This is a genomic window from Gemmatirosa kalamazoonensis, assembly GCF_000522985.1.
Lineage (GTDB): Bacteria > Gemmatimonadota > Gemmatimonadetes > Gemmatimonadales > Gemmatimonadaceae > Gemmatirosa > Gemmatirosa kalamazoonensis.
This window is the reverse complement of the sequence record NZ_CP007129.1, coordinates 628,222-651,450: the sequence shown is the minus strand read 5'-3', so window position 1 is coordinate 651,450 and position 23,229 is coordinate 628,222. Positions and strand designations below refer to the sequence as shown.

Below are 23,229 nucleotides of genomic sequence, written 5' to 3'. Positions count from 1 at the left end.
TAAGATGCGGCTCGGGAGAGGGGGCGGAAGAGCGCGTCACGACACGACGATCCTCCCCGTCATCGTCGGGTGGATGGAGCAGAAGTAGTCGTACGTGCCGCGCTCGGCGAAGCGGAACGTGAAGCGCTTGTTCGTGTCGAGCACCGGCGACGATGGAAAGCGTCCCTGCGCGCTCGCGATGACGTGCGGCACGTCGTCGCGGTTGATCCACGTGACCGCGGTGCCCGACGGCACCGCGAGCTCCCGTGGCCCGAACGCGAAGTTGTCGATGCCGATCTCGCCGGGGCCGAGTGCCGGCCGCCCGTCCGCGCGCCGCGGTGCGTCGTGGCGGTTCGCTTCGGCGAACGCGGCTGGCGCGCCGGAGAGCGTCGCGTCGACGACGGCGAGCGCGTGGCGTCCCGGCACGACGCTCACGCTCGCCACACCCAGTACACTGCGTAACAGACCCGGCGCGACGGTCATCGGGCCGGGCGACGGCGCCGAGCCGGGTGCGGGCTGCGGGAACGCCGTCGACATCGCGGTGTGGAAGTGCACGTTGCCCTCCACCTTCTGCATGATCTGGTGGATGTGCCCGTTCAGCACCGTCACCGACCCGAATCGCTTCAGCAGGTCGAGCGCGCGCGCCGAGTCGTCGGTCCCCCAGCCCCACTCGGGGTAGACGGTCCACAGCGGCACGTGCGCGAACAGCACGATCGGCGTGCTCGCGCTCAGCCCGCGCACGTCCCCCGCGAGCCACGCGAGCTGCTCGGCGCCTAACGATCCGAGGCCGCCGGCCTTCAGGTTCAGCACGTTCACGAGGCCGATGAAGTGCACGCCGGCGTGGTCGAAGCTGTACCAGCCGCCGCCCTTCGCGCCGACGGCGCGGCCGTAGCGGTCGAGGTACGACGCGCCGTTGTCCGTCAGCACGTCGTGCTCGCCGGGCACGTAGAACACCCGCTCGCTCTTCAGCCCGCGCAGCACCTGGTCCGCGGTGTCGAACTCCGACGGCTTGGAGAGCTGGGTGATGTCGCCCGTGTGGAGCACGAACGCCGGCGTGCGCGGGAGCGCGTTGAGCTTCGCGACCGCTTCCTGCAGCGTGGCCGTGACGTTCGCGTTCGCCGCCTTGTCGAAGCCGATGTGGCTGTCGCTGATCTGGGCGAACAGCACCCGCTCGCCGGCCGCGCCGCCGACGGCGTCGCGCAGCGTGCTCATCGCCGTCGCCGTGGGGACGCCGCCCCGCATGGTCCACAGCAGGCCCGTCCCTGCCCACGCCATGCACTGCAGAAAGCCGCGGCGGTCGATGCCGTCGTCGCTCGGGGTATCCATCCATCGCTCCTCGTGTCCGGTCCGGTGGTGTGACTGCGTACCCACCGTATCAGGACGCGCGGGCCGGTATTCCCGCGCGGCTCGGCTCGCGACGACGGGAATAAACCGGGCACACCTGAGCTCTGGACACGTGGCGGGAGGCGCGTCGCCCCGCCGCCGCACGCATACGAGGGCCCATCCGTGGACAGCCAGGACTCACCAGCGACGCTGGAGCGGTTCGAGCGCGAGCTCCTGCCGTTGATGGACGATGCGTACACGCTCGCGCGCTACCTCACACGCGATGCACACGACGCGCAGGACATGGTGCAGGAGGCCTATCTTCGCGCGCTGCGGTACTTCGAGACGTTCCGCGGCGGCGACCCACGGGCGTGGTTCCTCACGATCGTGCGCCACTGCTGCTACTCGCTGCGCCGGCGAGCGCGGGCGAGCATGGAGCTCGAGCTCGCGGCCGGCGGCGACGAGATCGCGGCCCCGCCGTCGTACGCGGCCGACCGCCGCACGATGGCCGCGGACCGCGGGGAGACGCTGGGCCGCGCGCTGGACGAGCTGGCGCCGGAGTTTCGCGAGGCGCTCGTGCTGCGCGAGGTCCACGGGATGTCGTACCGTGACATCGCGCGCGTGGCGGGCGTGCCGATCGGGACGGTCATGTCGCGCCTGGCGCGCGCACGGAAGCGCATGCAGCACGCGTTAGGACTGGCTTCGCGGGAGGCGAGCTGAGAGTGCCGATGGATTCACACGACCACGCACGCGAGCCGTCGAACGGCCGCGAGCATCACGTGCACCACGTGCTCGGCGCGTACGTGGACGACGAGCTGCCCGCCGACCAGGCGGCGGCCATCGCCGGCCACCTCACCGTGTGCGCCGACTGCTCGGCGGCCTACGAGTCCACGCTCGCGACGGTCGCGACTCTTCGAGAAGGTCTCGTGCACTACTCCGCGCCCGACACGCTCCGCGTGCGCGTCCGCGCCGCGCTACGCGATGCGGCGCGCGCGGACGCGACGCTGCCGGCCGCGGCGCCGCCCGCGCCGCGCCGACGACCGTGGGCCTCGCGATGGGCCGCGGCGGCCGCGCTCGTGCTGCTGTCGAGCGGCACCACGCTCGTCGCCACGCGCGCGATCTCCGGTGCGCGGCGGAACGACGCCATCGTCGAGCGCGAGGTGCTCGCGAGCCACATCCGGTCGCTGATGCCCGCGCACCTCACCGACGTGCAGTCGAACGACCAGCACAACGTGAAGCCGTGGTTCGACGGGCGCCTCGACTTCTCTCCCACCGTCCCGCGCCTCGACGATCAGGGCTTCCCGCTGCTCGGCGGGCGGCTCGACTACGTCGCGGGACGGCCGGTCGCCGTCGTCGTGTACGGCCGGCGCCAGCACGCGATCAACGTCTTCTCGTGGCCGACGAGCGCGGGCGATGTCGGCGCGTCGACCGCGGCGTCGCGCGGCTACAACGCGGTGCACTGGCGCGCCGGCGGCGTGGAGCAGTGGGTCGTCTCCGATCTGAACGCGACGGAGCTCGCCGGGTTCGCGAAGCTGCTGCGAGGGGCGCGTTAGGCACTCGCGGGAATTCCGACGCGATCGCGGAGTCCTGATGAGTGAGCGCTCGCGCGCTTCCGCGGCTCCGCCGCGTTCTCACTCCAGGAGATCCATGCGTGCCTTCATAGCCATCGTCGTGGCCGTCGTCGCCGCTGCGTGCGGCAGCAACGCGTACGGCCCGTCAAGCCCCGCGAACGTCGAGCAGAAGACCGTCGCCGCACTGCCGTCGCTCGTGTTCACCCCCGCCACCCTCGCCGTGGCGCCCGGCGACACGGTGACGTTCGCGTTCGGCTCGGTCGCGCACAACGTGTTCTTCGACGCCGCCGCCGGCGCGCCGGCCGACATCCCCGGCACCGTCACGAACACCCGCGTCGGGCGCGTGTTCGCCGCCGCGGGACGATACACGTACTCCTGCCACATCCATCCCGAGATGCACGGCACGGTGGTGGTCGGCGGCGCGCGGTAGTCCGTCACGTCGCGGCCGTCCGCCGCTCGCGGACGGCCGTACGCGCGCTCAGCTTTCGCGACGGGACTCGTCGGGAGTCGACCCTTCGCGGAGGCGGGTGTGGTGAACTCGTTCGATCGGCTGCGGCGCGATGCGTCGTACGCGCTGCGGCAGCTCGGCCGCGCGCCGTCGTTCACGCTGGCTGCGGTGGCGACGCTCGCCATCGGAATCGGCGCCACCGCGGCCGTGTTCGGCGTGGTCGATGCCGTCGTGCTGCGGCCGTTCCCGTTCGCGCGGCCCGAGCGCGTCGTCGTGCTGCAGCCGACGCGCGACGGCGCGCCGGTGGCGGCGGCGTCGAACCTCGAGCTCGCGACGTGGCGCGAGCGCCGCCGCGCGTTCGACGCCGTCGCCGGTGTCGAGCCGCAGAACACGTTCGTCCTCTCGCGCACCGACGCGCGCGGCGGCGAGGCGCCGACGGTGGTCACGGGCGCGCGCGCCACGGCGGACTTCTTCCACGTCGTCGGTGTGCCGCCCGCGCTGGGGCGCGGCTTCACGGCGGTGGACGCCGCACCGGGCGCGCCGCACGTCGTGGTGCTCGGCGATGCGCTGTGGCACCGCGAGTTCCGCGGCGATCCGTCCATCGTCGGCCGCACGCTGCGACTCGACGACTCGCTCTACACGGTCGTCGGCGTGATGCCGGCCGCGTTCGACGCCACGAGCGCGGGCGACGCGCTGTGGGTGCCGCTCGCGCTCACGTCGGACGAGCTGACCGACTTCCGGCGGCGCTACCTCAACGTCGTCGCGCGGCTGGCGCCCGGCGTCTCGGTCGAGCAGGCGACGGCGGCGGTGGCGGCCGACGAGCGCGCGCTCGCGGCGCGGTTTCCGATGTGGGGGAGCGGCTACGCGGCACAGGCGCGCCGGTACGCGGACGCCGCGGTCGGCGACCTGCGCGCGCGGCTGTTCGTGCTGCTGGGCGCGGTGTCGTTCGTGTTCCTCATCGCGTGCGTCAACGTCGCCAGCCTGCTGCTCGCGCGCGGCAGCGCACGCTCGCGCGAGATGGCGGTGCGCGCGGCGATCGGGGCGCGGCGCGGACGCCTCGTCGCGCAGCTCCTCACCGAGGCCGGCGTGCTCTGCGCGCTCGGCGGCGCCGCGGGGCTCGCGCTCGCGTACGCGCTCGTGAGGGCGGCGGTGCGCCTCGGGCCTCCGGGCGTGCCGCGCCTCGATCAGGCCGCCGTCGACGGCCGCGTCATCGCGTTCACGTTAGGCGCCTCGGCGCTGTGCGCGCTCGTCGTCGGTGCGTGGCCCGCCGCGCGTGCCGGCGCCCTGCGGCTCGAGGGTGCGCTGCGCGAGGGCGGGCGGGGCGGCGGGGAGGGGCGCGAGCGGCAGCGCGCGCGGAGCGTGCTCGTCGCCGCCGAGGTCGCGCTCGCGATGGCGCTGCTGAGCGGCGCCGGGCTGCTCGTGCGTACCGCGTGGGAGATCTCGCACGTCGACCCCGGCTTCGATCCGGAGCGCGTCGTCACCGCGCGGATCCTGATCCCCGCGAACCGCTACCCCGACCTCGCCGGTGCGGCGACCGTGTACCACGCGATCGCCGAGCGCGTGCGCGGCACGCCGGGCGTCGAGTCGGCGGCGCTCGCATCCACGGTGCCGTTAGGCGGCGCGATCCGCAGCGGCGTCGGCGCCGAGGGGCGGCCGATGACCGATGGCGAGCGGCTGCTCGCCGACCTGCGCCTGATCGGCCCCGGCTACTTCCGCGCGCTGCACATCCGCCTCCGCGCGGGGCGCGACTTCGCCGCGTTCGACGACGCGCGGTCGACGAACGTCGCCATCATCAGCGACGCGCTCGCCGCGAAGTTGTGGCCGGGCGAGCCGGTGGAGCGCGCGATCGGCCGGCGCATCGAGGGGATGGACCCGAGCCACACGCACTTCATGCAGGTGGTCGGCGTCGTCGCGGGGCCGCGCGACGTGAGCCTCGATCAGCCACCCGCGCCGGAGCTCTACATCCCGTTCGAGCAGGCGCCACCGGTGCTGTGGCGCGCCGTGCAGGGCTCGCTCACCGTCGTCGCGCGCACGCGGGTGCCGCCCGCCACGCTCACCCGCGCCGTGCGCGCGTCGGTCGAGGCGGTGGACCGCGGACTGCCCGCTCCCGCCGTCGGCACGATGGACGAGCTGGTGGCGGCATCGCGCGCGACCGCGCGATTCAACACCCTGCTCCTCTCGTCGCTCGGCGCGATCGCGCTCGTGCTCGCGGGGGTCGGCGTGTACGGCATGATCGCGTTCGCGGTGGGCGCGCGCACGCGGGAGATCGCGCTCCGCATGGCGTTCGGCGCGGCGCCGGGCGAGATCGCGAGGCTCGTCGTGCGGCGCGGGCTCACGCCGGTGGCGCTCGGCGCGCTGGCGGGCGCCGTGCTCGCCGTCGCCACGACGCGGCTCCTGCGCGCGCAGCTCTACGGCGTGGCGCCCGGCGATCCCGCGACGCTGCTCGTCATCGCGGCGGTGCTGCTCGCCGTCGCCGCGCTCGCGGCGTACCTGCCGGCGCGGCGCGCGTCGCGCATCGCGCCGGCGGCGGTGCTCGCCTAACGGAACGTCTCACCGCGCGGGCCGCTCCATCGGCAGCCCGGCGGCGATCCAGTCCTGCTTCCCGTCGCGGTACTCGCGCACGGCGGTGTAGCCCAGCGCCGCCAGATCACGGGCGGCGTACCTGGAGTGGGGTCAGCCAGGGTCCCAGCAGTACACCACGATCGGCGCGTCGCGGTCGGGCACCGCGGCGGTGATGATCGCGACCGCCTCCGCCGGCGGCGCGTTCAGCGCGCCCGGCAGGTGATGCTTGCGCCAGTACCCGCGCGGCAGGACCTCGAACAGCGCCGGCGGCGATGGGTCGCCGAGCCGGGCGGCGAGCTCCGCGCGGTCGATCGTCGGGACGTGGTCGGGAGCGCTCATGGCTGCAATATGCTCGGCGCGCGCCGTTCGGTGCGTTCAAACCGTGCCACGACGCGCGATGTCCGAGAGGACGAGTCTCCCCGTCGAGGATGTCACATGTCCCGCTCCCGCATCGCACGCACGCTCGCGTTCCTCGCTCTCGCCCTCGGCGCGATGCGTGCCACCGACGCGCGCGCGCAGGACGCGTTCGCCGAGGCACGCGCGACGGTGACGCGCCTCATGGCGGCCGACGGCACGCCGTCCATCGCCGTGGCCGTCGTGAAGGACGGGCGCATCGCGTGGGAGGAGGCGTTCGGCCTCGCCGACAGCGCGCGCCGGGTGCGCGCGACGCACGACACGCCCTACTACCTCGCGTCGGTCACGAAGACGCTCACGGCCACGGCCGTCATGCGACTCGTGGAGCAGGGACGCATCCGGCTCGACGCGCCGGCGAACGACTATCTGCCGCCGTCGGGTCGACTGTGGAGCGTCGGCCCGTGGAGCGGCTCGCAGGCGACGGTGCGGCATCTGCTGCAGCACACGAGCGGCGTGACGACGTACTGGAACGTGTGCTACACCGACCAACCCGGCTGCCGCGTGCAGCCGATCGATCGTGCCGTCGCGCGGTTCGGCGCGCTGATGTTCCCGCCCGGCGAGCACTTCGACTACACGAACCTCGGCTACGGCATACTCGGCGAGATCGCCTCGCGCGCGGCGCAGCGTCCGTTCGCGCGCGTGCTGCATGACGAGGTCTTCCTGCCCGCGCGCATGCGGCATGCGTCGATCGGCCCGTCGCCGGAGCTGCGCGCGCTGACCGCGGTGCGCTACAGCCGCGCGCGCGGTCCGCACGACTCCGCGACGACTTCCACGCCCGGCGCGTCGGGTGGATACGCGAGCGTCGACGATCTCGCGCGCTTCGCCCTGCTGCACCTCGGCGCGGAGAGCGAGACACGCGCGCTCGCGCCGGCGACGCTCGCGCTGATGCACGACACCACGGTGTCGACGGGCGACGGCGACGGCGCGTACGCGCTCGGCTGGTGGATCGAGCCGGATCATCACGGCTACCGCGCGCTGTTCGCGCAGGGCGGCACCGACGACGCCTCCGCGTCGCTGCTCGTGCTTCCCGCCGCGCGCGTCGCGGTCGCGGTGCTGGCGAACACCGGCACCGGCATCACGACCGCCGTCACCGAGGCCGCGCTCGACGCGGCGATCCCCGGATACCGCGCGCGCCGATCGAGCGACAGCGTCCGCGTGGCGCAGTCGTCGATGCAGCGCGCGGCGCCATCGCCGCCACCGGTGCCGCCGGCGCTCGTCGGCGGCTGGGCGGGCACCATCCGCACGCCGCACGGCGACACGCCGATCCGCGTGCGCGTGTCCGATGCCCGCGACGTCGACGTCGCGCTCGACGGCGGCGCGGCGGCGTCGCTGCGCGGCGTGCAGCTCGCGCCGTTCGACGGCACCGGTGGCCGGCTCTCCGGACGGTTCCGCGGCGATCTGCACGAGTCCGACGACGTGGGCCCCGGGCCGTACGACGTCTACGTCGAGCTCTATCGCCGCGGCGACGCGCTCGTGGGGCTCGTCACGACGTACCCGACGTCCGACGCGCCGTTCGGCGCGCGCCTCAGCTACCCCGTCACGCTCGCCCCGGCCGCGCGTTAGGCGGGGCGCGCGGAGCGGCACAAGGATCTGACAGCACGTCGCCACGCCGCGTACGATACTCCGTCCGACGCACGACGGGAGCGCACACCGTACGACGGAGGAGAGTCGATGTCCGCCACACCACGAGCGACCCGCGATGCGGTGACCAGCCCCGCGCTCTCGCCACCGGTCGGCCCGTTCTCGCACGCCGTGCGCACGGGCGTCGGCGCGCGCGACCTCGTCTACCTCTCCGGCCAGACGGGCCAGGACCCGGCGACCGGACGTCTCGTCGAGGGCGGCACCGTCGCCGAGGCGGGGCAGGCGCTGCGCAACCTCGCCGCCGTGCTCGACGCCGCGGGGCTCGGCATGGACGACGTCGTGAAGGTGAACGTGTACCTCGTCGACATGGCGGACTTCGCCGCGTTCAACGCCGAGTACGCGCGCCACTTCGACGCGCCGCATCCCGCGCGCACCACCATCGCCGTGGCGGCGCTGCCGCTCGGCGCGCGCATCGAGCTCGAGATCGTCGCCGTGGACCGTCGCTCGACGCGGTAGCCAGGCGGCGCGGCGTCAGCCCTTCACGCGGCCGCGCAGGACCCCTTCCTCCGAGCCGCGCTGCCAGCGGCCGGTGATGGTGCGGCCGGGCGTCCCCTGCGCCTGCTTGTCGAAGACCATCTCGAGCACGCCCTTCTCCGTCTCGCCGACGACCACCAGATCGTCGCGGTAGACGAACACGCCCATGCGATGCTCGGACGAGTCCTTCGCCAGGCGGTAGCGCGCGACGAGCTGCCCCGCGGAGTCGGCGACGACCACCGTCGCCGGCATCGTGCGGTCGTGGTTGCGCGTCGCGACGTGGAACGTGACGACGGGGCGGATATCGGCCGTGGGGCTCTGCGCCGCGAGCGGAGCGATCGCGGCGACGGAGAGCGCGCCCGCGACGGCGCGGACGAGAGTGCGTGCGTTCATGGGAAGGCCTCGCGGTGAAGGAGCGACGCGCGCCTCGATGCGGCGCCGTCGTCATGATGATTCACACCGAGTGCTCCTTATTCCCGCGCGCCGTCAGGCCTCCGCGAGCATCCAGCCGAAGCGGCGACGGAATGCTGCGGCGTATCGCACGCACCACGCCTCCTCGCTCCCGCCGCGGCGCAGGTATGCCGCCATGAGCTCGACCTGCAGCATGTTGTACGCGCGCAGCCGGGTGCCGTACCGGCTCAGATACACGGTGGCGAGCAGCATGACGTCCTCGGGCTCCTGGGATCTCGCGGCCGACGCGTCATGGTGCGACGATCGGCCGCGCGCCACATGGGGCGAACGACCCGGTGCCGGCGGGATCCGCGTCAGTCGCCGCGCAGCGCCTCCAGCGGGCTCACGCGCGACGCGCGGAATGCGGGCACCCACGCCGCCGCGCCCGCGAGCACGAGCAGCGCCGCACCGACCGCGGCGAACGTCGCCGGATCGAGCCGCCCCACGTCGTAGAGCAGCCCCGCGACCGCCCGGCCTCCGACCGCGGCGATCGCGAGCCCGAGCGCCGCGCCGGCCGCCGCGAGCCCCACGCTGCGGCGCACCACGGCCGCCCACACGCGCCCGCGCTCCGCGCCGAGCGCCAGTCTGAGTCCGAGCTCCGCGCGGCGCCGCGCCACGCCGTACGCGACGACGCCGTACAGCCCCAGCGCCGCGATGAGGTACGCCGTCGCCGCGAACGCGCCGAGCACGCGCACGAGCACCCGGCGGCGCGCCAGGTCGCGGGCCACGAGGTCGCCTAACGGGCGGCCGTCGAACGCCGGGATCGACGGAGCGATCGCGTGCAGTGCGCGGCGGGCGGCGGCGAGCACGGCACTCGTCTCGCGCGCGCCCGCGCCGTCGCGCACGCGGACGACGACGTCCATTCCCCAGTCGCCGAAGTGGCCGAACGTCGCCTGGCCGAACGAGACGTACGCGAGCGGCTCCGGCGCGTCGGCGAGCCCGCTCGTGTGCACGTCGCCGACGACGCCGACCACGCGGAGCCAGTGTCGCTCCGGCGCGTCGGGATCGAGCGTGACGCGGCGGCCGATCGCGCGCTCGATCGCGCGCGGGCCCGGCCACGCGCGCTCGGCGAACGAGCGGCTGACGACCACCGTCGGGTCGGCGCCGGCGCGGTCGACCGCCTCGATGCCGCGGCCCTGGAGCAGCGGGATGCCCATCGTCGCGAAGTAGCCCGGCGTCACCACGCGATAGCTCGCCGTCGGCGCGGCGCCCGGCTCCGACGGCCGCCCCTCCGGCTCGTAGTCGGTCGTCCACCAGGCGCCGGTGAGCGGCAGCCGGTTCACGGCGGCCACCGCGATCGTGCCCCGTGTCTCCGCGAGGCGCGCGAGCAGCTGGTCGTAGAGCGCCTGCGCCCGCGCGCGCTCGGGATACGTGCCCCAGTCCGGCGCGACGCGGAACGTGACGCGCCCGTCGAGCGCGATGCCCGGCTCCACCCGGCTCAGCCGCGCGAAGCTGCGCAGCAGCAGTCCGGCGACGACGAGCACGATCGCCGCGACCGCCACCTGCGCCACGACGAGCGACGACCGCAGACGCTCGTGCCGACCCGACGACGTCGTGCCGCGGCCGCCGCGTCGCAGCGCGCCGGCCGGCCGCGTGCGCGCCGCGCCGAGCGCCGGCGCGACCCCGAACGCGAGCGCGGCGGCCAGCGACAGCACCCCGGTGTAGGCGAGCACCCACGGATCGAGCGTCAGCTCGCCGAGCCGCGGCACGTCCAGCGCGCTCACCCCGTCGAGGCGGCGGAGCAGCGCGAGCGACAGCGCCGCGAGCGCGGTGCCTAACGCGCCGGCGGCCGCGGCGAGCACCACGCACTCGGCCAGGCACGCGCGCACGAGACGACCGCGGCCGGCGCCGAGCGCGGCGCGCACCGCCACCTCCCCCTCGCGCTCCGCGGCGCGCGCGAGCAGCAGGTTGCCGCTGTTCACCGTGACGATCAGCAGCACGAGCCCCACCATCGCCCACGCGACGAGCAGCAGCGGTCGCACGTCGCCGGTCTCGGCGCGGAGCCGCGGCTCCACGCGCACGCCGACGTCGCGGTTGCTCGCCGGGTACGCGCGCGCGAGCCGCGACGCCACCGCGGCCAGCTCCGATGCCGCGGCGTCGATCGGGACGCCGGCGCGCAGACGGCCCACGGCGCTCACCCAGCGCGCCTGGCGCGGTCCCGTCGCGTCGGGCGGCGCGCCGAACGGCTTCCACAGCGCTGTCGCGGCGTCGGGGAAGTCGAACGCGCGCGGCATCACGCCGACGACGGTGAGCGGCTTGCCGTCCACCGTGATCGCGCGGCCCACCGCGGCCGGGTCGCCGCCTAACGCGCCGCGCCAGAACGCGTAGCTCACGACGGCCACGTCGGGGTGCCGCGTCTCGTCGTCGGCGGCGAGCGTGCGGCCCAGCAGCGCCGGCACCCGCAGGACGCGGAAGACGTCGGGCGACGCGAGCGCGACGCGCGCGCGCTGCACGCGCTCGCCCGTACCGCCGGCGACGACGTTCGACTCGACCGAGGTGTAGGTGCCGATCGCCGCGAGCGTGTGCGTGGCCGTCGCCCAGTCCGCGGCGTCCTGCCGCGAGACGCCGTCGCGCGAGGTGCCGCGCGCGGCGTTCGTCGACCACAGCGTCACGACGCCGTCGGCGTCGGGGAACGCGAGCGGCCGGAGGAGCACGCCGCGCACGACGCCGAAGATCGCGCCGTTCGCCGCGATGCCGAGGGCGAGCGAGGCCACGAGCAGCGACGTCAGGCCCGGACGTCGGCGGAGCGCGCGCGCGGCGTCGCGCAGGTCGGAGACGACGGTGCTCATGCGCGGATCTCCTCGGTCGACGCGGTGACGGAACGCCGTGGGCAGATAGCGCCATGCGATGGACAGCGCCTGCCGCCGGTACCACCGGCGCGCGTCGGCCGGCGAAGTCGCGGCGCGCCGCGCGAAGCCCTCGCGCAGGTCGCCGACGATCGCGTCGCCGTAGGCCGAGGCGCGCACGATCATCGTGACGAGCCGCTCGAGCGCGGCGGGCACGCGCTCACGCGCCATCGAGCCGTGTCTCCAAGCCGCGCCACAGCGCGGAGAGCTCGGCGCGCGCGGCGCGCACCTCGCGCAGCCCGCGCGCCGTGACGGTGACGTAGCGCCTCGGCCGACCGCCGCGTTCCGGCGTCTCGCCGCCGACGCGCGATCGGATGAACCCCTTCGCCTCGAGTCGGTCGAGCGTCACGTAGACCGATCCGGCGGCCGGCGCGCGGCCGGTCGTGCGCTCGATCTCGTCGAGGATCGCGGGCGCGTACGCGTCCGCGTCGAGCCGCAGGATGGCGAGGAGCACGAGATGCTCGAACCCCCCGAGGAGATCGCGTCCCATTCCTTACGTTGTAAGGATCGCGCCGCGCCCGCAAGCACGGCTCGTCACAGCGCGTCAGCCGCCGCAGCGCGTGCGCCCGCTCCGGCACCCGAAGTACGCGACGCTCGCGTCGCGCCAGCGAAGCGCGTGCGCGCGCTGCTGCTCCAGCCGGTCCTGCACCTCGCGCCATCGCCGCGCGTCGACGTCGCCGGCGAGCGTGCGCCACGACGCGAGCAGATCGTCGCCGTAGCGCGCGCCGTCGTCGTAGCGGTGCACGAGCTCCGCCCACACCGTGCGGCCGTTAGGCAGCCGGAAGTCCCACGACACCCGGTGGAACCACAGGAGCAGCTCCGGCGGCGTCGTCGCCGGCTCGTCCCACAGACGGCGCAGCGGCTCGTGGTACTGGCCCACGTAGTCGCTGCCGCGGCTGGAGCGGTCGTAGCCGATCCCCAGCGAGTCCGCGTGCCAGTACTCGCCCTCGCGTCGCTCGAGTCCCGGGTCGTAGTGCTGGCCGTCGACCGTGAGGCTCAGGCCCAACGGTGTCATGTCGCTCACCGCCGCCTCCCACGAGCCGAGCATCATCGACTCCACCGTGCGCACGACGCGCGGCCGGTTGCTCCACGTCATCCGCGCCCACTCCTCCGCCACGGCGTCGGACGGGAGCGACGGATCCCACGCCAGCCGCCCGAACGCGTACCAGTTCGCCTGCGCGAAGTGGTGCCCGGTCCAGTCGCTGTCGGCGCCCACGTTCGCGACGCCCGCGATGCCGGTCATGCCGCTCGTGCCGTTGGGCGCGCGCTCGACGATGCGCGCGACCGTGGAGCCCGCGCCGCGCGCGTGCGTGTCGGCGTCGAGGAACTCCTTCCACATCGGCGCGAGATAGACGAGGTGCGTCGCGCGGCCGAGATACTCCTGCGTGATCTGCAGCTCCGGCATCAGCGGCGTGTCCGGCATCGCGCCGAACAGCGGGTTGAACGGCTCGCGCGGCTGGAAGTCGAGCGGGCCGTTCTTCGGCTGCACGAACACGTTCGCGGCGAACCGGCCGTCGAGCGGCACGAACTCCTTGTAGCCGCGCTTCACGCGATCCGGGTCCGCGTTCTTCGGGTACACGAACGCGCGCCACATCACCACGCCGCCGTGTGGCGCGAGTGCCGCCGCGAGCATGTTCGCGCCGTCGACGTGGCTGCGTCCGTAGTCCTGCGGACCCGGCATCCCCTCCGAGCTCGCCTTCACGAGAAAGCCCCCGAAGTCCGGGATCAGCCGGTAGATCTCGTCCGCCTTCTCGCGCCACCACCGCGCGACGCGCGGGTCCAGCGGATCGGCGGTCGGCAGCGATCCGATGCCGCCCCACTTCTTCATGGCGTCCGGTGTGCTCGACGGAGGAAGCGGCGCCCCGAAGTTCGCGCTGAGATACACGCGGACGTTGTACGGGCGCAGCGCGCTCGCGATCGCCGCGACCTTCGCCAGGTAGTCGGCGCGCAGCACGCGCGGATCCGCGTTCACGTTGTTCAGCACCACCCCGTTGATGCCGATCGACGCGTTCGCGCGCGCATAGTCCACGAGCCGGGGGTCGATACGGGCGGGCAGCTCGGCCCACCGCCAGATCGACGCGCCGGCGTACCCGCGCTCGATGGTGCCGTCGAGGTTGTCCCAGTGGTCGAGCATCCGGCGCGCGAGGCGCGGTCGCTCGGCCACGCGCAGCGTGTCGATCGGCCGTCCGGTCTGCAGCAGTCGCAGAAGATGGAACGCGCCGTACAGCGCGCCCGCGTCGCCGCTCGATGCGATGATCGTCACCGGGCGGTCGGCGACGCGCGTCGAGCGAATCACGAACCCCTCCGGCCCCAGCGCGTCGAGCTCGCGCCCCCAGCCAAGGTGCCTAACGATCGCGGAGCTCGCCGGCGTTCCGACGACGAGCGCGCCCTGCCCGCGGACCTCCGCCTCGACCGGCACGCCGGCGCCGAGCAGTCCGCGGATCCCACGCTCCAGCTCGCCCGCCGCCGCACGCAGCGACGGTGAGGCCCCCTGCACCACGAGGTGCGTGATGCGAGACGCGTACGCGCGTCGCAGCGCGGCGTCCTCCACGCCGACGTAGCGGAGCCAGAGATCGTACCCGCTCTCGGCGGGCGGCTGCTGCCCCCGGAGCGGCGCGGCCATGACGGCCAGCAGCGTGAGAAGCGCCGTTGCGGTGTGGCGAGCCGAGCGCGGCATGGCTGGGTTCGGGGTGGGCGGCGTGCCTCGAAGCTATCGGAATGTCGCTCCGCGGCCGCGCTGGCCGCGTGTTGGGAGCGAAACCTGCGTCATGCCGACCCGCCGGGAGCCCGCCGCCTGCCGACTCCCGAGAGCCGAACCCACTTTTTTTCGAGAGAGCGGCGTCATGCGCACGAAGGGAACCGTGAAGTGGTTCAACAACGACAAGGGCTTCGGCTTCATCACGCCCGAGGACGGGAGCAAGGACCTGTTCGTCCACCACTCGGCCATCCAGGGCAGCGGCTTCAAGTCGCTCGACGAGGGCGAGAGCGTGGAGTTCGACGTCGTGCAGGGGCAGAAGGGGCCGGCCGCGGAGAACGTGACGCGGCTCGGCGGCGGGCGGCCGAGCGGTGGGGGCGGTGGTGGTCGGGGTGGCGACTACGGCGGCGGCGGTGGTGGGTACGGCGGTGGTGGCGGCCGCGGGCGAGGCGGGTACTGACGGCCAGCGTCGCCCGGCCGTGACGCGGGAGCCCGACGCCGAGGCGGCGCTTCACGCCCGACTCGACGCCCTGTGCGCCGACGGCTGGGCCATCTGGGAACGGTTCGACGGGACGGTGCGGGAGCGCGGGTTCCACCCGTTCGTCCCGGCCGACTACGAGGTCGTCCGAGCGACGCTCCTGGCGCTGCGCGCGCCGGGGCGCCGCTTCCTGGAGTGGGGGTCGGCCACCGGCATCATCACGATCATGGCCGACCTCATGGGCTTCGATGCGTACGGCATCGAGGTCGATGCCGGGCTGGTGGCGACGGCACGCGAGGTCGCCGCCCGCCACGGCTCCGGCGCGCGCTTCGTCGTCGGCAGCTTCCTGCCGACCGGCTATCGATGGCGGTCGGCGGACGGCGACGGACGCACGGGGACGATCGCGCGCGGCGACTCCGGCTATCAGCAGCTCGGCCGCGCGCCGGAGGACTTCGACGTCGTGTTCGGCTACCCGTGGGGCGGGGAAGCGCCCGTCATGCGCGACGTCATGCAGCGGTACGGAAGCCCCGACGCGCTGCTGCTGCTGTTCGACGCGGACGGCACCCTGCAGGGGTACCGCGGCGGACGGCAGCCGGTGGCCGCCGACGCGCTCACCGCACCCGCGTGAAGCGGAGGTGCCTAACGCGCCCGGATTCCACCACGAATCCGGTGATGCGCCCCTTCGCGTCGCGCTGCACGTCGATGACCGCACCGCCGCGCGTGAAGCCGTCCGCGTAGGTCGGCTCCAGCGCGCCGAGCCGGCGGTCGTCGGAGTACACGACGAGCCGTCCGTTCTCGACGGTCCACGTGTGCGTCGCGTCGACCTCGTCGCTCCGGTAGCGGCCCGCGTACTCGGCGAGCCGCGCCGGCGTCAGCACCGCCGTGTCGGCCCGCGTGTACGTCACCGTCTCACCCGTCGTGCGCACGATCATGCGCGTCGGCACCGCCGCGTCGCCGTCGCGCTCGAAGCGGAACTCGGTGCCGGAGCCGACGCGGAAGCGGCCGCCCTCGACCGGCACCATCCGCGTGCGCTCGGCGCCCACGGCGAACAGCGTGTCGCCGACGAGCCGCGTGCGCCGCACCTCGCCACGCTCCACGTTGCGCCACACGCCGGCCAGCGCGCGCAGGCTCGCGGTCGGCACGTCGCCGCGCGGCGCCGCGTCCAGCGCCGCGGTCCACAGCGCGGCGCTGTCGGGCTGCATGCGATCGCCGAGGTAGATCCCGGCCACCTTGCGTGCGAGCGAGTCCGGGCCCGACGTCGTGAGATTGCAGAACGTCGCCACGGCGAACCGCTGGTCGGGGAAGCGGAGGAAGTGGCCGCGGTAGCCCGCCCAGCTGCCGCCGTGCGAGACGACGCGCAGCCCGCGCAGCGTCCCGACGTTGAGGCCGATCGCGTACGCCTGCGTGGGACCCGAGACGGCCGGCGTGCCGTCGTTCAGCGGCGTCACCGTCGTCATCGTCTCGATGATGTCGCGGCCGCCGACCGTCGCCGCGTCGTAGTTGTCGAGCCAGCGGCCGAAGTCCTCGATCGTCGTGTGCACCGCGCCGGCCCCCATGATGGCGCCGTCGTACGTCGAGCGCGCGACGCGGAACCCGCCGTCCGGGCGCGGCGCGTACCCCTCCGCCGCGTTGGGCACGATGGTCGTGACGTCCGCGAGGTAGCGCGTGTCGCGCATGCCTAACGGCCCGAAGATCCGCTCCTCGGCGAACCGGTCGAGCGTCTTGCCGGTGAGCCGATAGACGATCTGCGCGGCGAGGATCCAGCCCGAGTTCGTGTAGAGGTAGCGCGCGCCAGGCTCGTAGTTCGGCTCCGCGGAGTGCGTGATCACGCGCAGCGCGTCGATCGTGTCGCCGGCGAACGTGCGGCCCGTCTGCCCCATCATCACGTACAGGTCGCGCAGCCCGCTCGTCTGGCTCAGCGCGCGGCGGAGCGTGATGCGGTCCGCGTACGCCGGCATCTCCGGGATGTATTTCCGCAGCGGGTCGTCGAGCGACAGCTTGCCCTCCTTCTGCAGCATCAGCATCGCCATCGCCGTGAACTGCTTCGAGATGGAGCCGACGTCCAGCACGGAGCGCGGGGACAGCGCGATGCCGTGCTCCAGGCTCGCCATCCCGTAGCCGCGTGCGTACAGGATGCGGCCGTCCTGGTAGACGCCGAGCGCGCAGCCCGGCGAGTCGGTGCGGTCGAAGCGCTGGAAGACGCTGTCGGCGCGCAGCGCGCGAGCGTCGCGCACGCCCACGACGTGCTGGGCGCGCGCGACGCTCGACGCGAGACCGAACGCGGCGGTGAGGAGAGCGGCGAGGCGGCGCATCATCGGTGGATCCGGAGGAGGTCAGCGCCGAACATGCGGCCTCGGCCGCGGAAGCTCAACGCTCGGAACGCACGGCACGCGCGAGTCGACGGTCGACCGACAGGGCGCCGCCGCCGTCGATGACGACGACCGCCGCGAGCGCGATGGCGAACAGGTGGTACTCGAACCCCTCGCTGCCGGCCTTCAGCGCGCCGAACCAGTTCATGAAGAAGCCGTTCGCGACGTGCGTGCTGATGGCGCCGAGCATCAGGCCGACGAGGCCGAGCGCGGCGAGGCGGCTGCCGAAGCCGAGGAGCAGCGCGAACGGCGCGAGCAGCTCGACGGTGATCGCGAGCGCCGCGGCGGGCGCCGGGAAGCCGAGCGTGCCCGTCATCCAGCCGAGCGTGCCGCGGAAGCCGTAGCCCCCGAACCAGCCGAGCGCGTGCTGGGCTCCGTGCGGGAACATGAGCAGCGCGAGCGAGACGCGAGCGACGAACGGCGCGACGGCGGCTCGGCTGTCGAGGAGCGCGACCGGCGTCGTGAGCGAGCCCGGCGTCGCGTACGGGGCGGGGCGAGTGATGGTCGACATGGGGATTTCCTCCGAGGTGGGGTCGGGCGTTTGAAGTGCAAGGCAACAGTTAGCATGACAACTATTGGACGCTTTGGGAGACTTCTCGGTCGCGATCGCGCTAGCCGGATGCGGGGGCGGCGCGGCGGGCCGCGCCACGCTCCGCGTTCGCCGTCCGCACGGCGTCGAGCAGCGCCACGAGCCGCGTGACGTCGTCGTCGGGGAGCGTCTCCACCGCGGCGGCGTCGCTCGCGTCGACGAGCGGGTCCACACGGTCGAGCAGCTGCACGCCGGCGGCGGTGGCGAAGCAGATCACCTGCCGCCGGTCGGGAAGGGAGCGCTCGCGGCGCAGGAGGCCGGCCTCCTCCAGCTTGTCGAGCAGCCGCGTGATCGTGGTGCCCTCCTCGATCATCCGCTCACGGATGGCGAGCGTGGGGATGCCCCCGGTGCCGGCGCCGCGGACGATGCGCAGCGCGTTGTACTGCGCGAGGCTGAGCCCGAACGGCTCGACGACGCGCTCGAGGACGCGCCGCACCACCGACGCCGTGCGCAGCAGCGCCACGGTCGCCTCCTGCCGCGCCGAGGCGAACGGGCGTCCCTGGCGGAGCTCTCGCTGGAGCCGACCGGGGCGCGGTCGGACGGGGTGTCGTGACGAGGCCATCGAACGAGGCGCGGTTGAAGTGACAGGCAACTGTTGCCATGATAACTAATTTCACGCTGGGCGCAAGACCCGTCGGACTTCCATGCGCGGTGGGCGGAGGGGTGCGGATCCTGCGACGAGCGCGAAGTTTTCCGTCGGAATCGTCATGATCGCCTCGAACGACCCGCTCCCCTCCTGCCCGCTCGCCACGGCGCTCGCACTCCGGATCTGCGACGCCCGCGAGGAGCTCACGCGCCGCTGGCTCGACCGCATCAGCGCGCGGGTCAACCTCGACCCGAACGAGGTCTTCCCGAGCGACGAGCTGCTCGACCACGTGCCGATGCTGTTCGCCGGCATCGCGGCGTACATCGAGGACCCGGCGCAGGAGATCCCCGCCGACGCGCCGGTGATCGCGAAGGCGATGGAGCTCGGCGCGCTCCGCCACGAGCAGGGGTTCGACGAGTACGAGATCCTGAAGGAGTTCGAGCTCCTCGGCGGCGTGCTGTTCGCGTTCCTCGTGCGCGAGGTCCGCGAGCTCCAGGCGCCGTGCGACCGCGACGAGATCCTCGTCTGTGGGCACCGGCTGTTCCGCGCCATCGCCGTCATCCAGGAGGCGAGCGTCGCGCACTACCTGCAGCGCATGCGCGCGCGGCTCTCCGAGCGCGAGGCGCGGCTGCGCGCGTTCAACCGCGCGCTCACGCACGAGCTGAAGAACGAGATCGGCGCGATCCTCGGCGCCGCGGAGCTGCTCGACGAGCCCGGGCTCGCCGAGGACCGTCGCCCTCCGGCGATCGAGATCATCCGCCGCAACGCGCGCGTCATGCGCGACGTGCTCGGCAACCTCGTCGAGCTGTCGCGTCTCGATCCCGAGGCCCGCCACCAGCGCCGCATCCTGCTGCCGCAGGCGGTGGCCGAGGCGGTGCGACAGCTGCGCGACCGCGCGCGGGCGTCGGGCGTCGCCGTGCGCATCGGCCCGCTGCCCGCGGTCGAGGTGCCCGCCGCGGCGGTCGAGCTGTCGCTCACGAACTACCTGTCGAACGCGATCAAGTACGCCGACCCGGCGAAGGCCGCGCGCTGGGTGCTGATTCGCGCGTTCGTGAGCGCGCCGCGGCGCGAGATCGTCGTGGAGGTGTGCGACAACGGGCTCGGCGTGCCGGAGGAGAAGCGCCCACACCTGTTCGCGCAGGGCTTCCGCGCGCACGAGGAGACCGTGACCGACGTCGAGGGCACCGGGCTCGGCCTGACGATCGTGCGCGACGCGATCGAGGCGGTCGGCGGGCGCGCGTGGGTGACGTTCCCGCCGCACGGCGGATCGTGCTTCGCGTTCGCGCTCCCGGCGCGTCGCGCGGCCGACGTCGCGGACGGCGCCCCGGCGCGCGGATCCGCGCCGGACGCGTAGGCGCCTAACGCCGCGCTGCGCGCCTAACGCCAGCCGCCGGAACGGACGAGGGGGACGGCGCTCGTTCGCGCCGTCCCCCTCGAATGCGGACCAGCGTCCGCGACTTACTTACAGATCGGCGCGCCGTCGGCCGTGGCCGAGCCCTTGTTCGTCGCCGCGGCGCCCGTCGGGCCGCCCGCGAAGATGTTGCAGCTCGTGACCGACTTCACGGCGGCGTTCTTCAGGCTGGCCGACCAGCCCGTCGCGTCGCCGTCGACGCCGATCACGGTGTTGTTCTGGCTCAGGTTCCACAGGTAGTTGCCCGTCAGCTCGCTCTGCTTCGCGTAGCGGCCGGAGTCGGAGTAGAAGGCCTCCTGCACGTTCGTGAGGTTCTTCAGGTCCGCCTTCATCGTGGCCATGTAGGCCTTCTCCTTCGTCGACGAGAACTTCGGGATCGCGATCGCGGCGAGGATGCCGATGATGACGACGACGATCAGAAGCTCGATCAGCGTGAAGCCCTTGCGGTTCGTGTTCTGCGACATCATGGGGACCTCGGTGGGTTCGACGGGGAGGGGATGCGGAGGGTCGTACGCCTCGTCCTCTCGCTGCGAGGCACCGGACTCCAAGGCAGCCTGCGTGCCGGTCGGTGTCGTTCGCGCGGAAGCCGCACGGCGGCAACGCGTTAGGCGTGCGGCGGGGAGTCCCCCGCGATTCCCGCGACCGCCGCACCGTGCGAGACTTTCTCGCAGACCGCGAGGGCGACCGATGCGCGGCGGGCCGTTAGGCGGCCGCCGTCCTTGCCGGGCCGGGGGATTCCCCGTATCATGCCGGCCTGCTCGCCTCGCCCTCCTCCCCTGATCGGAGCGGCACCATGCGTCGGTTGCGCGTCGGCATTCTCGACCTAGTCACGAACGGCCCCGCCACCGCGCTGTACGGGCGGATCATGAACGCGAACCTGGCCAGCCTCATGCCGCAGGCGTTAGGCGTGTGGTGCGAGGCGGCCGGACACGATGTGCGGTTCGTGTGCTATACGGGGTTCGAGGACCTCTCGGCCGAGCTGCCGGCCGGCCTCGATTTCCTGTTCGTCAGCGCGTTCAGCCAGGCGGCGCAGCTCGCGTACGCGATCAGCGAGCGCTATCGCCGCCAGGGCACGGTCACCGGGTTGGGCGGCCCGCACGCGCGCTGCTACCCCGAGGACGCGCGCAATTACTTCGACTACGTCTTCGGCTTCACCGACGAGACGATCGTCCGCGATGCGCTGGCCGAGTGCGCGCCGCACCGTCCCCTCGGCGTGCAGATCGGCGCGGCGCGGCAGGTCGTGAATCTCCCGGGGGTGCGCGAGCGCTGGCGCTTCATCGAGCCGACGCTCGCGAAGGCGCCGACGATCAAGATCGTGCCGATGCTCTCCAGCCTCGGCTGCCCCTACACGTGCAGCTTCTGCATCGACTCGACGGTCGCGCATCAGCCGTTCCCGGTGGAGGTGCTGCGCGACGACCTCCGCTTCCTGCTCACCAAGTTCCGCCGCCCGCACGTCGCGTGGCACGATCCGAACTTCGGCGTGCGCTTCGACGAGACGTTAGGCGCCATCGAGGAGGCGGTGCCGCCCGGGCGCGTCGACTTCATCGCCGAGAGCAGCCTGTCGCTGCTGTCGGAGGAGCGCATGCGTCGGCTCGCGCGCAACGGCTTCAAGGCGCTCCTCCCCGGCGTGGAGTCCTGGTACTCGCTCGGCAACAAGTCGCGCACGGGGCGCGCGTCGGGGATGGACAAGGTGCGGCAGGTGGCCGACCACGTGAACATGGTGCTGCGCCACGTGCCGTACGTGCAGACGAACTTCGTGCTCGGCCTCGACACCGACGAGGGAGACGAGCCGTTCGAGCTCACGAAGCGGTTCCTCGACCTCGTGCCGGGCGCGTTTCCCGGGTTCTCGCTGCTGTCGGCGTTCGGCCGCGCCGCGCCGCTCAACCTGGATCTCCAGCGCGACGGACGCGTGCTGCCGTTCCCGCACCACTTCCTGAACAACTCGCGGGCGATGAACGTGCGGCCGAAACACTACGCGTGGCCCGCGTTCTACGACCGCGTCGTCGACCTGACGGCGTACGCGTTCTCGCGCCGCGCGATCGTGCGCCGCTTCGCGGCGAACCGCGAGCTGATCCCGCGCGCGATGAACGTCGTCCGCGCGGTGTCCAGCGAAGGCGCGGGCCGGAACCGCTACTACCGCGAGGTGCGCGGCCTCCTGGACACCGACCGGTCGATGCGGCGCTTCTTCGAGGGGGAGAGCACGGAGCTGCCGGCGTTCTACGCGGAGCGCGTGCGGCGCGACCTGGGGCCGTTCTGGGCCCACCTCCCCGCCGGCGCTCTCATGCACGACCAGAACGCGTACCTCGCCACCGAGCGGACGGGCCCGACGGCGATCAGCGGAGCGCCGGCTACCGGTCTCGCGTCCTGAGCGACATCGGCCCGTAGCGCGCGACCGCGTGCACCGGCGGCCCGCCGCCGCCGAGTCGCGTGCGGACCGGCGAGTCGTCGAGGTGCGTCACCGACAGCGGGAGGTCGCTGCTGAACGGCCCGTGCTCGCTGCCGATCTCCAGGTCGCCGGCGAAGCTGCGCGGCACGGTCAGCGTCACGGGCCCGTACGCCGACTCGGCGTCGAGCCGCGTGCCGTTCCACCGCGGCGAGTCGAGGTCGACGGAGAGCGGGCCGTACTCCACGCGCGCGCGCACGTCGCCGCCGACGTTGCTGATCTGCAGCGGGCCGTGGTCCGCGCGCAGGTCCATGCGGCCGCGCACGTCCCTCACGGTGAGCGGCGCGTAGCCGACGCGCAGCGAGAGGTCGGACTCGCGCGGCGTGTCGAGGACGAGCGTCGCGCCGACGAAGTGGTCGTCGTCCTGCTCGTCCATGGCGGTGATGCCGGTGATGCGCAGCGGCGTGCGCGACAGGTCCACCGCGACGCGGCGCGCGAGCTCACGCGCGTCGTCCACCGAGCGGCCCTGCGCCTGGATGACGAGGCTCGTGCGCACGTCGCTGCGCGAGCCGCCGCGCACGAGCACGCCCTGCCGCTCCCCGCCGTCGACGTCGAGCGTGCCGCGCGCGGCGCGCGTGCCGAGGTCGCGGACCTCGCAGTACACCGCGGCGGGCCGCCCGCTCATCATGCGGCCGTACTCGCGCCAGATCTCGCGGCACGTCTCGCTGCCCTCGACGTCGCGGTCACGCGAGAAGCGCTGCGCGGCGGCAGGCAGCGCGCCGACGAGCAGGGTGGTGGCCGTGGCGAGGGTGACGAGGACGCGCATGGCGGCTCCGGCTGGGGTGAGCGCTTGGCCGACGCGGTTTCGCGCCGGCCGATGCTCACTGGGACACGGGTCGCCCGCCGAGGGTTTGTTACGGCAGGCGGCCGTCCGGCGTGGGCTGCGCCTCCTGCTGCTGCTCGGGGGCGCGCTGCCGGATGCGCGGCTGGCGGCCGAACGCGTAGTTGAA

Annotated in this window: 21 protein-coding genes and 2 pseudogenes; 10 read left to right on the top strand and 13 right to left on the bottom strand. The window is 73.6% G+C overall.

Going from position 1 to position 23,229, the window contains the following annotated elements; all coding sequences use genetic code 11:
* Positions 1-36: 36 nt before the first annotated feature.
* Both J421_RS34835 and J421_RS25815 read right to left on the bottom strand, forming a co-directional pair.
* A complete protein-coding gene (locus J421_RS34835) occupies positions 37-270 on the bottom strand; it encodes a plastocyanin/azurin family copper-binding protein (RefSeq protein WP_425485856.1) in 234 nt (77 codons plus the stop codon).
* An 87-nt stretch (positions 271-357) separates the two neighbouring features.
* A pseudogene (locus J421_RS25815) lies at positions 358-1,305 on the bottom strand (metallophosphoesterase family protein); the annotation flags it as partial.
* A 180-nt stretch (positions 1,306-1,485) separates the two neighbouring features.
* Between J421_RS25815 and J421_RS25810 the strand changes: the two are divergent.
* From J421_RS25810 to J421_RS25795, 4 genes are all read left to right on the top strand, one after another.
* A complete protein-coding gene (locus tag J421_RS25810) occupies positions 1,486-2,022 on the top strand; it encodes a sigma-70 family RNA polymerase sigma factor (protein WP_025414008.1) in 537 nt (178 codons plus the stop codon).
* Positions 2,023-2,030: 8 nt separating this feature from the next.
* Complete coding sequence (locus J421_RS25805; RefSeq protein WP_025414007.1) at positions 2,031-2,855, top strand: anti-sigma factor family protein; 825 nt, start codon at positions 2,031-2,033, stop codon at positions 2,853-2,855.
* Positions 2,856-2,949: 94 nt separating this feature from the next.
* On the top strand, positions 2,950-3,303 hold the full coding sequence (locus J421_RS25800; RefSeq protein ID WP_158508907.1) for a cupredoxin domain-containing protein: 354 nt from the start codon (positions 2,950-2,952) through the stop codon (positions 3,301-3,303).
* A 102-nt stretch (positions 3,304-3,405) separates the two neighbouring features.
* A complete protein-coding gene (locus J421_RS25795) occupies positions 3,406-5,862 on the top strand; it encodes an ABC transporter permease (RefSeq protein WP_158508906.1) in 2,457 nt (818 codons plus the stop codon).
* Between the two features lie 132 nt (positions 5,863-5,994).
* Here the strand turns inward: J421_RS25795 and J421_RS33105 are convergent, their stop codons facing one another.
* A complete protein-coding gene (locus J421_RS33105; RefSeq protein WP_158508905.1) occupies positions 5,995-6,222 on the bottom strand; it encodes a rhodanese-like domain-containing protein in 228 nt (75 codons plus the stop codon).
* Positions 6,223-6,318: 96 nt separating this feature from the next.
* Here J421_RS33105 and J421_RS25790 point away from each other — a divergent pair, with 96 nt between their 5' ends.
* On the top strand, positions 6,319-7,860 hold the full coding sequence (locus J421_RS25790; protein ID WP_025414004.1) for a serine hydrolase domain-containing protein: 1,542 nt from the start codon (positions 6,319-6,321) through the stop codon (positions 7,858-7,860).
* Positions 7,861-7,968: 108 nt separating this feature from the next.
* Positions 7,969-8,394: a Rid family detoxifying hydrolase gene (locus tag J421_RS25785; RefSeq protein WP_104023296.1), complete on the top strand. Its 426-nt coding sequence runs from the start codon at positions 7,969-7,971 to the stop codon at positions 8,392-8,394.
* Between the two features lie 15 nt (positions 8,395-8,409).
* On the opposite strand, the gene J421_RS25780 is transcribed toward J421_RS25785, so the two are convergent.
* From J421_RS25780 to J421_RS25760, 5 genes are all read right to left on the bottom strand, one after another.
* Positions 8,410-8,805 (bottom strand): hypothetical protein, encoded by a 396-nt coding sequence (locus J421_RS25780; protein WP_025414002.1) that lies wholly within the window; start codon positions 8,803-8,805, stop codon positions 8,410-8,412.
* A gap of 93 nt (positions 8,806-8,898) precedes the next feature.
* Positions 8,899-9,075 (bottom strand): hypothetical protein, encoded by a 177-nt coding sequence (locus J421_RS33100; RefSeq protein WP_158508904.1) that lies wholly within the window; start codon positions 9,073-9,075, stop codon positions 8,899-8,901.
* Between the two features lie 101 nt (positions 9,076-9,176).
* Positions 9,177-11,879: an ADOP family duplicated permease gene (locus J421_RS25770; protein ID WP_025414000.1), complete on the bottom strand. Its 2,703-nt coding sequence runs from the start codon at positions 11,877-11,879 to the stop codon at positions 9,177-9,179.
* Positions 11,869-12,198 carry a PadR family transcriptional regulator gene (locus J421_RS25765; protein ID WP_025413999.1) on the bottom strand — a complete coding sequence of 110 codons (330 nt, stop codon included), beginning with the start codon at positions 12,196-12,198 and terminating at the stop codon, positions 11,869-11,871. The genes J421_RS25770 and J421_RS25765 overlap by 11 nt, the downstream gene beginning before the upstream one ends.
* Positions 12,199-12,252: 54 nt before the next feature.
* Positions 12,253-14,385, bottom strand: a complete 2,133-nt coding sequence (locus J421_RS25760) for an alpha-glucuronidase family glycosyl hydrolase (RefSeq protein ID WP_025413998.1) — start codon at positions 14,383-14,385, stop codon at positions 12,253-12,255.
* A 166-nt stretch (positions 14,386-14,551) separates the two neighbouring features.
* Here J421_RS25760 and J421_RS25755 point away from each other — a divergent pair.
* Together J421_RS25755 and J421_RS25750 are read left to right on the top strand one after the other, a co-directional pair.
* Positions 14,552-14,746: pseudogene (locus J421_RS25755) on the top strand (cold-shock protein); the annotation flags it as partial.
* Positions 14,747-14,795: 49 nt separating this feature from the next.
* Positions 14,796-15,509 carry a methyltransferase domain-containing protein gene (locus J421_RS25750; protein ID WP_158508903.1) on the top strand — a complete coding sequence of 238 codons (714 nt, stop codon included), beginning with the start codon at positions 14,796-14,798 and terminating at the stop codon, positions 15,507-15,509.
* On the opposite strand, the gene J421_RS25745 is transcribed toward J421_RS25750, so the two are convergent.
* The 3 genes from J421_RS25745 to J421_RS25735 all read right to left on the bottom strand — a co-directional run bounded on the left by J421_RS25745 (position 15,493) and on the right by J421_RS25735 (position 18,302).
* On the bottom strand, positions 15,493-17,196 hold the full coding sequence (locus tag J421_RS25745; protein WP_025413995.1) for a serine hydrolase domain-containing protein: 1,704 nt from the start codon (positions 17,194-17,196) through the stop codon (positions 15,493-15,495). The genes J421_RS25750 and J421_RS25745 overlap by 17 nt on opposite strands.
* A 52-nt stretch (positions 17,197-17,248) precedes the next feature.
* The gene (locus J421_RS25740; RefSeq protein ID WP_025413994.1) at positions 17,249-17,761 is read right to left on the bottom strand and encodes a DoxX family protein; all 513 of its coding nucleotides are present in this window, start codon (positions 17,759-17,761) and stop codon (positions 17,249-17,251) included.
* Positions 17,762-17,861: 100 nt separating this feature from the next.
* On the bottom strand, positions 17,862-18,302 hold the full coding sequence (locus J421_RS25735) for a MarR family winged helix-turn-helix transcriptional regulator (RefSeq protein ID WP_025413993.1): 441 nt from the start codon (positions 18,300-18,302) through the stop codon (positions 17,862-17,864).
* A gap of 244 nt (positions 18,303-18,546) precedes the next feature.
* On the opposite strand from J421_RS25735, the gene J421_RS25730 reads away from it, so the two are divergent.
* Positions 18,547-19,779 carry a sensor histidine kinase gene (locus J421_RS25730; RefSeq protein WP_025413992.1) on the top strand — a complete coding sequence of 411 codons (1,233 nt, stop codon included), beginning with the start codon at positions 18,547-18,549 and terminating at the stop codon, positions 19,777-19,779.
* A gap of 104 nt (positions 19,780-19,883) precedes the next feature.
* Here the strand turns inward: J421_RS25730 and J421_RS34550 are convergent, their stop codons facing one another.
* Positions 19,884-20,303, bottom strand: coding sequence for a type IV pilin protein (locus tag J421_RS34550; RefSeq protein ID WP_025413991.1), 420 nt, complete (start codon positions 20,301-20,303; stop codon positions 19,884-19,886).
* A gap of 326 nt (positions 20,304-20,629) precedes the next feature.
* On the opposite strand from J421_RS34550, the gene J421_RS25720 reads away from it, so the two are divergent.
* On the top strand, positions 20,630-22,204 hold the full coding sequence (locus J421_RS25720; RefSeq protein ID WP_025413990.1) for a B12-binding domain-containing radical SAM protein: 1,575 nt from the start codon (positions 20,630-20,632) through the stop codon (positions 22,202-22,204).
* Here J421_RS25720 and J421_RS25715 read toward each other — a convergent pair.
* Complete coding sequence (locus J421_RS25715; RefSeq protein WP_025413989.1) at positions 22,185-23,045, bottom strand: DUF4097 family beta strand repeat-containing protein; 861 nt, start codon at positions 23,043-23,045, stop codon at positions 22,185-22,187. The two genes, J421_RS25720 and J421_RS25715, sit on opposite strands and share 20 nt — an antisense overlap.
* Positions 23,046-23,229 lie beyond the last annotated feature (184 nt).

Bases quoted from the DNA above. Each gene is read 5' to 3' on its own strand.
- J421_RS25805 (WP_025414007.1), top strand. From the start codon at position 2,031: ATGGATTCACACGACCACGCACGCGAGCCGTCGAACGGCCGCGAGCAT.
- J421_RS25800 (WP_158508907.1), top strand. From the start codon at position 2,950: ATGCGTGCCTTCATAGCCATCGTCGTGGCCGTCGTCGCCGCTGCGTGC.
- J421_RS33105 (WP_158508905.1), bottom strand. From the start codon at position 6,222: ATGAGCGCTCCCGACCACGTCCCGACGATCGACCGCGCGGAGCTCGCC.
- J421_RS25790 (WP_025414004.1), top strand. From the start codon at position 6,319: ATGTCCCGCTCCCGCATCGCACGCACGCTCGCGTTCCTCGCTCTCGCC.
- J421_RS25785 (WP_104023296.1), top strand. From the start codon at position 7,969: ATGTCCGCCACACCACGAGCGACCCGCGATGCGGTGACCAGCCCCGCG.
- J421_RS25780 (WP_025414002.1), bottom strand. From the start codon at position 8,805: ATGAACGCACGCACTCTCGTCCGCGCCGTCGCGGGCGCGCTCTCCGTC.
- J421_RS33100 (WP_158508904.1), bottom strand. From the start codon at position 9,075: ATGCTGCTCGCCACCGTGTATCTGAGCCGGTACGGCACCCGGCTGCGC.
- J421_RS25770 (WP_025414000.1), bottom strand. From the start codon at position 11,879: ATGGCGCGTGAGCGCGTGCCCGCCGCGCTCGAGCGGCTCGTCACGATG.
- J421_RS25765 (WP_025413999.1), bottom strand. From the start codon at position 12,198: ATGGGACGCGATCTCCTCGGGGGGTTCGAGCATCTCGTGCTCCTCGCC.
- J421_RS25760 (WP_025413998.1), bottom strand. From the start codon at position 14,385: ATGCCGCGCTCGGCTCGCCACACCGCAACGGCGCTTCTCACGCTGCTG.
- J421_RS25745 (WP_025413995.1), bottom strand. From the start codon at position 17,196: ATGATGCGCCGCCTCGCCGCTCTCCTCACCGCCGCGTTCGGTCTCGCG.
- J421_RS25740 (WP_025413994.1), bottom strand. From the start codon at position 17,761: ATGTCGACCATCACTCGCCCCGCCCCGTACGCGACGCCGGGCTCGCTC.
- J421_RS25730 (WP_025413992.1), top strand. From the start codon at position 18,547: ATGATCGCCTCGAACGACCCGCTCCCCTCCTGCCCGCTCGCCACGGCG.
- J421_RS34550 (WP_025413991.1), bottom strand. From the start codon at position 20,303: ATGATGTCGCAGAACACGAACCGCAAGGGCTTCACGCTGATCGAGCTT.
- J421_RS25720 (WP_025413990.1), top strand. From the start codon at position 20,630: ATGCGTCGGTTGCGCGTCGGCATTCTCGACCTAGTCACGAACGGCCCC.
- J421_RS25715 (WP_025413989.1), bottom strand. From the start codon at position 23,045: ATGCGCGTCCTCGTCACCCTCGCCACGGCCACCACCCTGCTCGTCGGC.